We start from the raw sequence: 14159 nt of genomic DNA on the forward strand, positions 1-14159 counted from the left end.
TTCTCTACAAACCGTATTTGCTTAGCAAATACACCAGCGCGGCCATGCTCGCGCCGCCAAGCTCCAGCTCGCGGCGGTTTACTTTGTCGAAAGTATCGGCGGCGGTGTGGTGAATATCGAAGTAGCGCTGGGAGTCGCAGTCGTAGCCGATGAGCACTTTTGCCTGGTCTTTCAGGGGGCCAATATCGGTGCCGCCGTGACCGACCACGAACTCGCCGCTGCCGTAGGGGACAAATAACGAGCGCCACTGCTGCATCCGGGTCACGGTCTCCGGGTTTGTCGTTTCCAGGGCAAAGCCACGGGGCGTAAAGCCGCCACCATCTGATTCCATGGCCGCTAAGTGCTTCTCGTTAGCCGCTTTAGCCAACTCAGCGTACTTTATACCGCCCCGGTTGCCGTTCTCTTCATTCATAAACATGACGGCGCGCACGGTGCGCTCCGGCTTCAGGCCAGTAGCTTTCAGCAGCCGCAGCACTTCCATGCTTTGCACGCAGCCCGTGCCATCATCGTGGGCACCTTGGCCCATGTCCCAAGAGTCGAGGTGGCCGCCAACGGTGATAATTTCGTCGGGGTACTTAGAGCCTTTAATCTCGCCAATTACGTTGTACGATTTCACGTCGGGCAACGTCTGGCAAGCCATTTCAAGCTCAAAGGTTAGGTTTTTGTCGGCTTTAAGCAATTGACTGAGGCGGTCGGCGCCGTTGGTGCTGAGAGCAGCGGCGGGCACTTTAGCCACATTGTCTTCGTAGCGCATGGTGCCCGTGTGGGGGAAGTCGTCGTGGGCTAGACTAAGCGAACGGACCAAGGCGCCCACAGCCCCGCGCTTGGCGGCGGCAGAGGCACCGGCGCGGCGCTGGTCACCGGCTTCTCCGTAGGCCTTGCCGGTTTCAATATAAGTAGGGTTCATGGGACGGTTGAAGAACACAAACTTGCCCTTCACTTTCTCTTCCGGCATAGCCGCCAATTCATCCAGACTCTGCACCTCCACTACCTGAGCGCGCAACTTGCCATTGGTGCCCACCGAGCCACCCAGCGCGCAAACCGGTACATCTACTCCTTTGCCTTTTGCGGCCTTAATCTGCCCTTTTTCCTTCGCCCCGCGCACCCAGTGCGGCACTATTACTTCCTGCAAGTATACGCGGTCGAGGCCCAGCTTTTCCATCGTCACTTTGCTCCAGTCTACTGCCTGTTGGGCCTGGGGCGAGCCAGCCAACCGTCCACCAATTTGGCCGGTGAGGTGGCGCAGGTTTTCGTAGCTCTGCCCCCGCAACAGGGCCTCGTCATAAATGCGGCGAATATTCAAAGAATCGGTTTGGGGGGCTTTTTGGGCCAGCGTGGGCGTAGTCAGCAATAGGGAAGCAACGCCCGCAAGCAGCGGGTAGCGAGAAACGAAAGAGGGCATAAAAAGCAAAAATGAGGAGATAAAAGCAGTCTGAGTAGCTAAAGTACAAGGAAACGCTACATGGGTTGCAACCACGCACTCGGCTACACAGCAAGAAAGCCCGGTCATCGAATGATCGGGCTTTCTTGCTGTTGTAATTTTTCTAGCTGGCAGGCATGAATCGCCCACTGAATGAAAGATTCTAATGCTCTGCCCCGAATCGGTGCGTAACCACCGTTGCTTCGCCTGTGGGGGGCACTTTTACTTCGAATAGATAATCATACTCACCATCCTCAACCGTGGTAATCTCCGATTTGGCCCCCAGCGCCGAAACCAAAGGCAGCAGCGTATTCGAGTGGCCCACAACCAGTACCGTTTTGCCCTTCTGCTCCTGCAGGATGCGCGCGGCCAGGTCGGCGGGCTTATCATAGACTTGGGGCGTACGCTGCAAGGCGGTAGCCAATGGAGCGGCCGTAGCACGGCTACGAACGGTATTCGTCACGTAGAGCGTCTCGATATTGCGGCTGCCCAGGGTGTCGCGCAGCGTGAGTGCCCGCTGCTCACCGGTAGGCGTCAGGGGCGGATCGGTGAGGGCCGGATCAGTTTCTTTTTCGGCGTGGCGCACTACATAAATCGTGGTTACGGCCGCGCCGGGGAGCTTTTCAGCAGTAGAACCAGATGCAGTTGGTCGCTCCGACGAGCAGCCGACGACCGCACTTAACAGCAAAGCCAAGGAGGGAATCAGGTGTAAAAAGCGCATAGAGAATGGAGGAAAGTGTGAGGCAATAACGCCGAGCTAAGCGCCAGGTTGCATTATTTGAGCGCCATAATCTGCTTTAGCTCAGCCTCGGTCACGGTGAGCAGCCCTACTTTGGGCAAACGAGCCGTGAGCGTGCGCCAGTCGGGCTCCTGCTTGAAAATGGGCTGAAGCAGCTTCAGAGCGGCAGGTACTTGCTTATTGTTGGCGAGCGTGATGGCATGCCAGTAGCGCATTTCTAGGTTCTCCGGAAACATCTTCTCAGCGGTTTGGTATTCGCGCATGGCGCCGGCCATGTCGTTTTTCTCTACGGCTAAGTCGCCGGCATTCATATGGTTATAGGCACGGTGCAGGCGCAGCAGGCGGTCCAGCTCTTTCAATGGGGCTGGGTTATCATCAACGCGCAAATCAATTAGCCTATCCTCCCACGGAGCATTGGTAGCTTGGCCACGCACCACCAGCAGGGCCGCCGACTGCTTGCCCCGAATGTCACCACCTACGGCTTGAGCCGCATTTAGCGCCGCCATCACGCGCTCAGCCAGGGGCAGATTAGCGCTTTGCTCAAATGCTTTGGCCATGGCCGGCCACACCTTCTCGCTGAGCATCATATTGGCCTGCACCGAAAACTCTTTGCCGGTGATATGGCCCGCGTAATCCACGCATTTCTCGCCGGTATGAGCGGCCACATTGCCTTTCGCATCCAGAATGGCTACCTGGCGCACGGCCTTGCCTTCATCGGTGCTGAGCAGCTCGTCGAGGGTTTGCTGGGCAGTTTTGCCGCTTTTCATCAAAGCCAAGCCCCGCATTCCGAAGGACTTATTGGTAAACGACTGCGTAGCAACCACGCCTACCCCGGCCTCGCCCCAGCTTACCGACGTGCCCACCGAAAACCAGTGGCTTTGCACAGCCACGGCCATTTCGCCCGTTTTGGGGTCGCGGGCCACGATGGAAAACGTGTGGGCCAGCGGCTCGGTGGCCGAATATACCTGAGCGGAAGCGTTGGGCAACAGACTGAGCAGCATAGGCAGTACTAGTAAAACTGTGTGTCTGAGGAGCATAAAAAAAGTAGTTTTGGATGGTTCGCGGTTCAAGATACAGCCGTTTCCGACTCAGGGTGTTTTCACGGGCACTTTGTTGTTAGCGCCCCTTCCCAATAACTGCCTTACTCTCTTCCCTTTGAGCATCGCCCCTGCCCCGCCCGTTATCCGCGTCCGCGACCTGAGTAAGCACTACCCCGGCCATGTGGCGGTGCAAAATGTGTCGTTTGAGCTGGCGCTGGGCGAAACCCTGGTGCTGCTGGGTCCGAGCGGGTGCGGCAAAACTACGTTGCTCAAAATGCTGAATCGCCTCATCGAGCCGACCTCCGGCACGGTGGAAATCAACGGTGTGGTGGTGGGCCGGCAGCAGCCGGAAGTATTGCGGCGCGGCATTGGCTACGTGATTCAGCAAGTGGGCCTGCTGCCGCACTACACCGTGGCCGAAAATGTGGGGGTGGTGCCGCGCCTGCTGGGACATGCGCCGACGGCAATTGCGGAGCGCACCAACGCCTTGCTCACGCGCCTGCATTTGCCCCCCAAGCGCTTTGCTCACCAGTATCCGCACCAGCTCAGCGGCGGGCAGCAGCAACGCGTGGGACTAGCCCGCGCCCTGGCCGCCGACCCGCCCATCATGCTCCTCGATGAACCCTTCGGCGCCCTCGACCCGGTGACGCGGGCCGGCATCCGGCGGAAGTTTCGGGAGCTGGAAGAATTGCGCACGAAAACGATGGTGCTGGTAACCCACGACGTGACCGAAGCCTTCGAGCTGGCCGACCGTATTGCCCTGCTCAACGGAGGGCAAATTCAGCAATTAGGCACGCCGCACGAACTGCTGTTTCGGCCGGCCAATGACTTCGTCCGCGACTTCTTCGCCGCCGAGCGGCTAGCTCTACAACTGCACACGTTGCGCCTCCGTGAGCTACTCCCATTTTTGCCCCCCAGCACTTTATCGGCTTCATTAGACAAGCTAAACTCACATGAAACAACTAGCTCATTATCAATTGTTAAAACCATATCACTTAATCATACAGTTCAAGATACATTCGAGATACTGACAGAGCCGCTAGCAGCTGCTGCACCTACCGATCAGCAGCCAGCAAATGACTCCATACGCCACGTTATCATCACCGAATCGGATGAAAATGCCCCCCAGCGCCGGGTCACTTTGCCGGAGCTAATGGCCGCTTTTGCCCAAGCCATTCACCAAGCCGAAACCGCATGGAAGTCCTGACTGAACTGCTGGCTTTCTGGCAAAATCAGGCCGGGAAGCTCGGCCATCAAACCCTGCAACACATCGGCCTGACGGCAGCTTCCCTCCTGCTGGCGGTGCTGGTGGGCGTGCCGCTGGGGCTGCTGCTCACGCGTCGGCCGCGGCTTGCGCCTGCCGTGCTGGGTTTCACCGGCATACTTCAAACTATCCCCAGCATTGCCCTGCTCGGCTTCCTGATTCCGGTGCTGGGCATCGGGCCGCAGCCGGCCATTTTTGCGTTGTTTCTGTACTCTTTATTACCCATTGTGCGCAACACGTTGGCGGGTGTACAGGGCGTGAGTCCGGCCGTAGTGGAGGCGGCTCGGGGCTTAGGTCTTACCGATGGGCAGGTGCTGCGCCGGGTCGAATTGCCGCTGGCTTTGCCGGTGCTGTTTGCGGGCATTCGGACGGCTACTGTCATCAATGTGGGCGTGGCTACGCTAGCCGCTTACATTGCGGCGGGTGGCTTAGGCGAGTTCATTTTCGGCGGAATTGCCTTAAATAATCCGGCTATGATTCTGGCTGGCGCCATCCCGGCCGCTGCGCTGGCCCTGGCCTTCGATGCGGCACTGGCCAGGCTCCAACGCCTCAGCGCCCGCCGCCTCACACGCGTGGGGGGCTTTTTGCTAGTGCTGTTGCCTTTGCTGGCGGGCTTGTATCTGCTGCCCCGCGCCACGGGCAAGCTGCTGGCCGGCTTCAGCCCTGAGTTTGTGGGCCGGGCCGATGGGCTGCCGGGTCTGCAAACGAAATATGGGCTGCGGCCCCTGCCCAGCGTGATTCTGTCGCCCGCCTTGGTCTACGAAGCCGCCCGCCACCGCGACGTGGATGTAATTGACGGGTACTCCACCGACGGCCGCATCAAGGCGTATGATTTGCGCGTGCTGCGCGACGACCGGGGGGCTTTTCCGCCCTACTTTGCCGCGCCCGTGGTGCGCCAGGCGGTGCTGGCGGCCCACCCCGAGCTGCGCCCGGTGCTGGAAAAGCTCGCCGGCCGCATCAACGACTCGGTGATGACGGAGCTGAACTACCGCGTAGACTACCGCCACGAAACGCCCCGCGCCGTGGCCCACGACTTTCTGCGCCGCCTGGGCCTGTGGCGCGCACCGCAACCTGCTACTGGTGGAACTATTACGCTGGGCTCCAAGATTTTCGCCGAGCAGTATATTCTGGCCGAGCTGTACGCGGCCCTCATTCGGGGCTACACCAACCTGGATGTCGTCACCAAAACCGGCCTGGGCGGCACCAGCATTTGCTTCGAGGCCCTGCGCTCCGGCGACATCGATCTGTATCCGGAGTACACGGGTACGGGCCTGCTGGTGCTGCTCCAGCCTCCTCCCGCCACCGTCGATTCGCTGGGGGGCAATCCGCGCGCGGTGTTCGACTACGTGCAAGCGCGTTTTCGGCAGCGCTACGGTCTGGAATGGCTAAGCCCTTTGGGCTTCAACAATACCTATGCCCTGCTCATGCGCCAGCAGCAGGCCGAACAGCTGCAAATAGCCTCCGTATCGGAGCTGGGAGCTTATCTGCGCAGATAATTCAAACTACGAAATAAATGCCCCCCAGAGCAATTATTGAGGGCTTTTTGACTCTTAGAAGCCGTGGAAATTCGTTCGGGCAACCAACGATTCACTCAATCAGGTCCGCAAGAATTCCGAGTCCGGAACGGGCTCCATCCCATTGACTATGCTCAACAGACAGGCTTCAGCTATTATCAGATCAATAACCTGTCAATCAGATCGATACAAACAACTACCGTCTGCATTTTTGTCCTAAAGAATTAACCCAGAATTAAATCGTGGCGGAATCTCAGATAAAGCAATCCGGTAGAGCTGGCAAACCGTAGCTAACCTTAATCAAATACTAGTCTTTCATCCTTTTATACCAAAGTCCCACGGAAATGAGAAAACCGTCTTACCTCGTCAAGTTTAGTGCGTTTGCCCTTGCTTTAGCCTCGCTTACCAGCTGCGAGGATGTGCTGGAGCAGTACTTCCCCAAGAATGGCAATGGCGACGACAATCCCGTTCCCAGTCAGGATATCCCTTTTTATGCCTTATCGGGTGGGGTGAAGCTTGATCTGTTTTCCACCAAGAACCCTGCTCGCAGCTCTGCCTCAACCTCGATTACGGGTTTGCAAGCCGGCGAAAAACTGCTGGGTATTGACTTCCGCCCCGCCACGGGCCAGCTATATGGCATCGGCAGCACCAGTCGTCTGTACGTCATCAACCTCGCCACCGGCGCGGCCCGTGCTATCGGCAGCGGCCCTATTACGCCCGCCTTGGAAGGCGATATGGTGGCCTTCGACTTCAACCCGACCGTTGACCGCATTCGTGTGGTGACCAGCACGGGCCAAAACCTGCGCCTCAATCCCGAAACCGCAGCCGGCACTATCGTCGATGGCGGCATTAATGGGGTACCCGGCGCTGGCATCACCGGCGCAGCTTACACGAACAGCGTAGCCGGTGCCAGCGCCACCGTGCTCTACGACCTCGACCCAGCCACGAATACGCTGTATCGGCAGGACCCGCCCAACAACGGTACGCTGGTAGCCGTCGGCGACCTGAAGCTCGATATCAGCGGCAACGGGGGCTTCGATATTGATGCTAAAACAGGCACGGCCCTGGCCCTGTATGATGTGAATGGCAAGCCCACCCTTTTCACGGTTGACCTAGCCACCGGCAGCACAAAAACGCTGGTAAAGTACGACAACACCGCAGCTTACACAGGCCTCGCCATTCCAACCCGGCCAGTAGCCTATGCGTTGAATCTGGCACGGGGCATAAGAGGGGGAACACTGAACGACCTGTTTATATTCGACCCTACCAATCCGTCAACTGCTGTAACGAAGAGCGTTACAGGCCTGAAGGAAGACGAGGGAATTACTGGCATGGATTTCCGACCAGCCACGGGCCAGCTTTATGCCCTAACCAACACCAGCGAGCTTTACATTCTTAACCTCGCCACGGCTGCGGCCACGAAGGTAGCTACCCTCAGTATTCCTCTAGAAAGCGGGCCCGTAGGCGTATCAAATGGAATTGGGTTTGACTTTAACCCCGTCGCTGACCGCATTCGCATTGTGAGCGAGTCGGGCCAGAACCTGCGGGTAAACCCCACGGACGGTGTGACTATCGCGGATGGCCGTATCAATCCGGGTACGCCTAGAATTCTGGCGGCGGGCTATGATAATAGCTTCGCGGGGGCGACGGCGACGAATTTATACGTTCTTGATGGCAATGGTAAACTATATCGGCAGAGCCCGCCCAATGACGGCACCTTAGTGGAAGTAGGCAACACTGGCATTGCCAACGTAGCAAACTTTGATATTGGCGGTAGCACCAACACAGGTTATCTGTTCACGGGTAATGGTGGTGGCTCACCTACCCGAGTCTCTACCATCAATGTAACGACGGGAGCGCTTACCTCGTCCACCGAGAGCTTTAACGCGGGCGGAAATCCCACGGCATTTGCTGTTGGCTTAGGTTTCTAAGGCTTATTAACTTGTTGCAAAAAAGCCCACCAGACAACCTCTGGGGGGCTTTTTTGCAGTAAGTAAATATGTTAGTAATAAGCAAGGCTACTGGCAGAAGTTCAACAGGCTGCACTATGCGCCTCGTTGAAAAACTGGAAATCAAATCAGCTTGCAGTAGTCATTATTGACGCAAAATTTTATATTTAATCATATATTTTATTAGTTAAATCTAAAACTCCTGTTTCTATGTTTAAATCCTCTTTCCTCGCCAAGTGGGGCGTGGCTGCTTTGCTCCTGGCCTCGCTCACGAGCTGCGAAGACATCCTGGAGCAGTATTTCCCGAAGCCCAACCCCACGCCCCCCACCTTTCCATCGCTAGGAATAGATATTCCGTTCTATGCTTTGTCCGGCGGCACGCGGCTCGATGCCTATTCCACGAAAGATGCCGCAACGCGTACGGGCTCCGTGGCCATTACCGGCCTGCAAGGCGGGGAGCGGATTTTAGCTATCGACTTCCGGCCCGCTACGGGCCAGCTCTACGGGGTGAGCAGCGCCAGCCGCCTCTACGTGATTAACCAGAACACGGGGGTCGCTCGAACGGTTGGCACCGGTGCCTTCACGCCCGCGCTGGGGGGCAATTTGGTGGCCTTCGACTTCAACCCCACCGTGGACCGGATTCGCCTCGTCACTTCCACCGGCCAAAACCTGCGTCTGCACCCCGAAACAGGCACGGTGGCCGCCACCGATGGTGCTATCAATGGGGCGGCAGGCGCAATGATTACCGGGGCCGCCTACACCAATAACGTCGCGGGGGCTGAGACTACCGCCCTGTACGCCATCAATCCGCAGAGCCAGCAGCTCTACCTCGTTAATCCACCCAACGACGGCACCGTTACGCCCGTGGGCGCTCTGAATCTGAACGTTGCCGGTGACGGCGGCTTTGATATTGACGCCAAAACCGGAACCGCCCTGGGCTTGTATTCCGTGCAAGGCAAGCCTACGCTTTTTACTGTCAACTTAGCGACGGGAGCTGCTCGCTCCTTGGCTCAGTACGCGGCCAGCCTGAACTACAGCGGCCTTGCCATTCCTACCCGGCCCGTAGCCTATGCGGTTGGTAGCATTACCATTGGGGGCCGATCAACGTCGAACGTGCTACATATTTTCGACCCAACGGATACGTCCGATCCGGCGGCTCGGGTAACCAAATCCTTTTTGGGACTGGCTCGCAATGAGGCTGTTCTGGGCATGGACTTCCGACCAGCCACGGGACAGCTCTACGCGCTAGTATTAGGCAACGGTGGCCCCTTCGTAGACGGCAGCGACTTTCCGGCCAGCACCCGACTATATACGATCAATTCGGCTACGGCCGAGGCGACCCGCGTGGCCGATATAAGCATCCCTCTGGATTTTGGGGTCTTCGGGCTCACGCATGCGTTTGATTTTAATCCTGTTACAGATGAAATCCGCATTGTGAGCCCTACGGGTCAAAACCTTCGGGTAAATCCCACAACCGGCGCCGCTACTGTTGAAAGCCTCATCAATCTGGCCTCCACAACGGTTCGGGCAATAGCCTACACAAATAGCCTCGTGCCGGCCCCGAGCACCAGCCTGTATGCCTTAGGCTCAGAAACAAGCACCACAGCCCGAAAGCTGTATCTGCTTAATCCGCCGAATTCAGGCACCTTATCAGAAGTTGGCACCCTGGACGTAAGCGGATTCCCCATCGCATTCCCTACGGCGACAGTTCAGATGGTGACCTTTGATATCGCGGGCACCACCAATACCGCCTACGGCATCGCTTCTCTGGGCACTACCACGGACTATGGAATTGCAAGAATCAACCTTGCAACCGGTAGCACCACATTGGCTCGCCAGCTGACTGTCAATGGTGGCCCCAGTATCACTGCCTTAGCGGTGGGGTTAGGATTTTAACCTCCCCACTTTACCCTCCTAAATCGAAGCAGAAGCAAAAAAGCCCCCTAGAAATGTTCTGGGGGGCTTTTTTGCAAATATTCTTTAACCTTACGGATTCACTACGCCATAATCTTCCGACTCCACGGGGTGAGCGGCCGGAATACTGGTGGGCGCGGGTTGGCCGGGCAATTGCATTTCCCAGCCCTGCCGCATCTGCGTGAGGCCGGCGCGGGCGGTGAGGTCGAACTGGCAGGGCACGATGGACACGAAGTTGTGCGCCAGCGCCCACTCGTCGGTTTCGTCGCCCTCATCGAGGTTCACGAAGCTGCCGATCAGCCAGTAGTACGGGCGCTGGTGCGGGTCGTGGCGCAGATCGAACTCTTCCTGCCACTTCGCGCGCGCCTGACGGCACAAGCGGGCCCCCAGAATAGGCGTATCTGACTTTTTAGGAATATTCACGTTCAGGGCCGTGCCGGCCGGAATGCCATGCTCCAGCGCCTGACGCGTGACGTGCTCCACCCATTCTTCAGTGTGCGAAAAGTCGGCGGAGTGGCCGTAGTCGCACAGGGAAAAGCCGATGGCGGGCAGCCCTTCAATGGCCGCCTCAATAGCCGCCGACATGGTGCCCGAGTACAGCACGTTTACCGAGGAGTTGGAGCCGTGGTTGATGCCCGACACCACCAAATCAGGCTGACGGTCTTTGAGCACATGATGCTTGGCCAGCTTCACGCAATCGGCGGGCGTACCAGAGCACTCGTAGGCTTCAATGCCCTCGAAAATGGTGCTGGCATCGAGCCGTAGCGGGTGGCCGATGGTAATGGCATGGCCCATGCCCGACTGGGGCGAGTTGGGAGCCACCACCACCACTTCGCCGATGCGGCGCATGACGCGCACGAGCGTAGCGATGCCGGGGGCCGTAATGCCATCGTCGTTGGAAATCAGAATCAGGGGTTTGGAAGGTATAGCAGCCACAGGAAACAGAATTTAAAGTGAGTAACCGAGCCGCAAAGGTAGGCAAGCCCGGCGGCATACGCCCCGGAAGCCATTCTCCGACTGCTTTTAAGTCAACGACGAGCGCACCGCTACCGTATGGCATCGGTACTATGTTCAACTTCTCTGCTTCTGCCCGGGCCGCAGCATTGCTACTGGCCCTGACTGCCGTTAGCGCCTGCGACTCCTCCCCGACTCAAACCTCCGTGGCTTCGGGTGGCGAACAGCCATTTCAATCTTCGCCCCCACCTACAGCATCTGCCCCATCGGCTTCGTCGCCACCGCCACCGGGCACCCCCGAGAAACCCGTATCGGCGACCAACCCCACTACCCCCGACTCTCTGCATTTGATCAGCTCCGACCGCGTCGGGCGCCTGCGCCTTAATACCAGCGAGCAGGCTGTTCTGCGCCTGATTCCGGCCAGCCGCCGCCGCAAGTCCACGCGTACCGTCGAGGGCATTACGTACCCCGTGTATGAGGTAACCGATGCGCAGCAGCTCACCGCGCCGCCCATCATGCTGGAAATGGCTGGCGATGAGCAGGATGGCTTCCGTATCTGGCGCATCCGCGTGACCGACCCGCAGTACCGCACCGCCGATGGCATTGGCGTAGGCTCGCCCTACGGTGCCGCCCGCCAGCAGTACGGCATCACCACCATCGAGAAAACCGATGCGGGCCTGGTAGCCGTATCCGACGCGGTAAATATGTCATGGGTTCTGGATGAGCAATCTCTGCCCGCCAAGGGCTCTGGGCAGTTGAGCCCTACTGACGTGCCTACGGCCACGCGCATTATCGGGGTATTGGTGTCGAGGTAGGGCGGGAAGAGTGCAATTGCATTACGCTATATTTCCTGTACTTTGGCAATGTCGAGCTACCTAAGGGTTTAGCAGCCCACAACCACTCACGGTTCTATCATCTATCTATTGCCTATGCTTCTGTTCGAAAACACCTATCGTACGCGTGATTTTGGGTTGTTGATACTGCGCGTGGGTCTGGGTATGATGTTCACCATTCATGGCTATCCGAAGCTGATGGGTGGTCAGGCCGCCTGGACCGAAGTAGGTAGCGTGATGAAGCTGGTCGGTCTTGATTTTGCTCCTACTGCCTGGGGCCTGCTGGCCGCCGTAGCGGAGGCTGTTGGGGGGCAATTATTAGCCGTAGGACTGTTCTTTCGAATCACGTGCGTGGCCTTGCTCATCACCATGATTATGGCCGCCATTATGCACATAAGCAAAGGCGATGGTTTTGGCGGCTATTCCCACGCAGTTGAGTCGGCATTCGTGTTTTTAGGGCTGCTGTTCATCGGGCCCGGCCGGTATAGCCTCGATAAACTGCTGTTTCCGGGTCCGCGCCGGCTGTATCAATAAACGGCTACAGCATCACTTAATACATGAAAAAGCCCCCCATATCATAATCTGGGGGGCTTTTTCATGTATCAGCTTTTCTAAAAGCTTGTTATCTCCTATTCCAGGCTCATCTCTATCAGGGTGAGCATATGTTCTATTTCAACTGATCCTTCTGCTATAATTAATTTATAAAACGCTGTAAATCTGATATTTAATTTGAAAATATTATTATACTAATAATTATTTATCTACTACTTCAATTTTGAAGAACAGAACTAAAGTAAACGACGTAAGGCGGAAAGCCTCTGCGTTCAATTATTTCTTCTTTCCATCCTATCATCCCGTTTCTATGCTAAAACCCTCTTTACTCGCCAAATGGGGCGTGGCTGCTCTGTTATTATCGTCGCTGAGTAGCTGCGAAGACATCCTAGAGCAGTATTTCCCCAAACCTAACCCTACGCCTCCACCCACCTTTCCTAGCTTAGGGCTGGATATCCCATTTTATGTTTTGTCCGGTGGGACGCAGCTGGATGCTTATTCCACCAAGGATGCGGCCACCCGCACTGCCTCCGTGGCTATTACTGGCCTCCAGGGCGGAGAGCGAATATTGGCCATTGATTTCCGCCCCGCCACGGGCCAGCTCTATGGCTTAGGCAGTAATAGCCGTCTGTATGTGATCAATCAAATTACGGGAAGTGCCCGCGTCATAGGTACCCAAGCCTTCTCGCCTGCGGTAGTTGGAGGCATAGCAGGCTTTGATTTTAATCCTACCGTCGACCGCATTCGAGTAGTATCGTCCACTGGACAGAATCTACGGCTGAACCCCGAAACGGGCGCCGTTGATGCCACCGATGGAGCTATTAATGGCGCTTCTAACGGTGCCATCCTAACAGGAGTAGCGTACACAAATAATACGAATGGGGTTTCTACGACTGCACTGTACGCCATCAACTCGCTCGACAAGCAGCTCTACTTAGTAAACCCACCTAATAATGGTACTGTAGCTCCGGTGGGAGCGCTCAACCTTAATATTGCCGGCGATGGCGGGTTCGATATTGATGCTAAGTCTGGTGCTGCATTAGGATTATATGCAGTTAATGGCCAGCCAACGTTGTTCACCGTTGATCTTACTACAGGTACAGCGCGGCCTTTGGCTCAGTATAGTGCCAGCCTGGGTTACACGGGGCTAGCCATTCGGACGCAGCCTATTGCCTACGCCACTGCAAACGTATGCTCGGCCAGCGGCTGTCCACAACAGCTATTAATTTTCAACCCAACCGATCCTACTACATTTATTAATAAGCCCATTACTGGCCTACTCAACCAGGAGATTTTAGAAGGTTTAGACTTCAGGCCGAGTACAGGGCAGCTTTACGCCTTTGGTCGGATCAACAATTGGCTATACACGATTAATCCAGCTACTGGAGCCGCAACCTTCATAGCCAGATTGAGCACAAATTTGCTTGGTGGAGCAGCAGGGTTTGATTTTGACCCATTAATTGATGCCATACGTATGGTAAATACTAATAGAGACAATTTGCGGGTGAACCCAGTCACGGGAGCTGTTACCCGAGATATACCTTCTTCTGTCATCCCAACTTACATAATCGCAGCAGCCTACGACAATAATTTCACAGGTACAAATGCCACTAACCTGTATGTTGTTGACTACCTAACGGACAGGCTGTATCAGCAGAATCCGCCTAACACAGGCAGGTTGACCGATATTGGTAGACTAGGTATTGATGTAGGGGGCGATACTCATCTTGACATAGGCGGGCTTAGCAATACGACTTATCTAATGCATACCCCATCCGGTGTTTTTAATGTCTCGCGGCCAGGTCCAAGTGGGCTTTACACCATTAAACTGTCTACGGGAGTAGCTACCTCTGTCGGCGACTATGACTTTCTCCGCGCATTAGGGGATTACCAACTGGGTGGTTTTACTATAGGCCTAGGTTTCTAAGCTTTCCACGCTTAGCTCTATTGCCCCATTGAACCTCTAAATACAGGCCTGGC

11 protein-coding genes are annotated in these 14159 nt (G+C 56.4%); 7 read left to right on the plus strand and 4 right to left on the minus strand.

Going from position 1 to position 14159, the window contains the following annotated elements:
• Nucleotides 1-4: 4 nt before the first annotated feature.
• The 3 genes from IEW06_RS08500 to IEW06_RS08510 all read right to left on the minus strand — a co-directional run bounded on the left by IEW06_RS08500 (nucleotide 5) and on the right by IEW06_RS08510 (nucleotide 3160).
• Nucleotides 5-1402, minus strand: coding sequence for a M20/M25/M40 family metallo-hydrolase (locus IEW06_RS08500; protein ID WP_188548049.1), 1398 nt, complete (start codon nucleotides 1400-1402; stop codon nucleotides 5-7).
• 181 nt (nucleotides 1403-1583) lie between these two features.
• Nucleotides 1584-2141: a histidine phosphatase family protein gene (locus IEW06_RS08505; protein ID WP_188548051.1), complete on the minus strand. Its 558-nt coding sequence runs from the start codon at nucleotides 2139-2141 to the stop codon at nucleotides 1584-1586.
• A 53-nt stretch (nucleotides 2142-2194) separates the two neighbouring features.
• Nucleotides 2195-3160, minus strand: coding sequence for a DUF1028 domain-containing protein (locus IEW06_RS08510; RefSeq protein ID WP_223284558.1), 966 nt, complete (start codon nucleotides 3158-3160; stop codon nucleotides 2195-2197).
• A gap of 154 nt (nucleotides 3161-3314) precedes the next feature.
• Between IEW06_RS08510 and IEW06_RS08515 the strand changes: the two genes are divergently transcribed.
• The 4 genes from IEW06_RS08515 (at nucleotide 3315) to IEW06_RS08530 (ending at nucleotide 9822) form a co-directional block, all read left to right on the plus strand.
• Complete coding sequence (locus IEW06_RS08515; RefSeq protein WP_229743076.1) at nucleotides 3315-4406, plus strand: ABC transporter ATP-binding protein; 1092 nt, start codon at nucleotides 3315-3317, stop codon at nucleotides 4404-4406.
• A complete protein-coding gene (locus tag IEW06_RS08520) occupies nucleotides 4394-5959 on the plus strand; it encodes an ABC transporter permease/substrate-binding protein (protein ID WP_188548053.1) in 1566 nt (521 codons plus the stop codon). The genes IEW06_RS08515 and IEW06_RS08520 overlap by 13 nt, the downstream gene beginning before the upstream one ends.
• A 362-nt stretch (nucleotides 5960-6321) precedes the next feature.
• On the plus strand, nucleotides 6322-7908 hold the full coding sequence (locus tag IEW06_RS08525; protein ID WP_187732157.1) for a DUF4394 domain-containing protein: 1587 nt from the start codon (nucleotides 6322-6324) through the stop codon (nucleotides 7906-7908).
• A gap of 228 nt (nucleotides 7909-8136) precedes the next feature.
• Complete coding sequence (locus IEW06_RS08530) at nucleotides 8137-9822, plus strand: DUF4394 domain-containing protein (protein WP_188548055.1); 1686 nt, start codon at nucleotides 8137-8139, stop codon at nucleotides 9820-9822.
• Nucleotides 9823-9912: 90 nt separating this feature from the next.
• Here the strand turns inward: IEW06_RS08530 and surE are convergent, their stop codons facing one another.
• Nucleotides 9913-10767: a 5'/3'-nucleotidase SurE gene (gene surE / locus IEW06_RS08535; protein WP_187734335.1), complete on the minus strand. Its 855-nt coding sequence runs from the start codon at nucleotides 10765-10767 to the stop codon at nucleotides 9913-9915.
• 140 nt (nucleotides 10768-10907) lie between these two features.
• Here surE and IEW06_RS08540 point away from each other — a divergent pair, with 140 nt between their 5' ends.
• The 3 genes from IEW06_RS08540 (at nucleotide 10908) to IEW06_RS08550 (ending at nucleotide 14106) form a co-directional block, all read left to right on the plus strand.
• On the plus strand, nucleotides 10908-11609 hold the full coding sequence (locus IEW06_RS08540) for a hypothetical protein (protein WP_187732159.1): 702 nt from the start codon (nucleotides 10908-10910) through the stop codon (nucleotides 11607-11609).
• Nucleotides 11610-11723: 114 nt separating this feature from the next.
• On the plus strand, nucleotides 11724-12161 hold the full coding sequence (locus tag IEW06_RS08545) for a DoxX family protein (protein WP_187732160.1): 438 nt from the start codon (nucleotides 11724-11726) through the stop codon (nucleotides 12159-12161).
• A gap of 241 nt (nucleotides 12162-12402) precedes the next feature.
• On the plus strand, nucleotides 12403-14106 hold the full coding sequence (locus IEW06_RS08550; RefSeq protein WP_187732161.1) for a DUF4394 domain-containing protein: 1704 nt from the start codon (nucleotides 12403-12405) through the stop codon (nucleotides 14104-14106).
• The last annotated feature ends 53 nt before the right edge of the window (nucleotides 14107-14159 follow it).

The sequence above is a fragment of the Hymenobacter qilianensis genome (assembly GCF_014638675.1).
In the GTDB taxonomy this organism is placed as follows: domain Bacteria; phylum Bacteroidota; class Bacteroidia; order Cytophagales; family Hymenobacteraceae; genus Hymenobacter; species Hymenobacter qilianensis.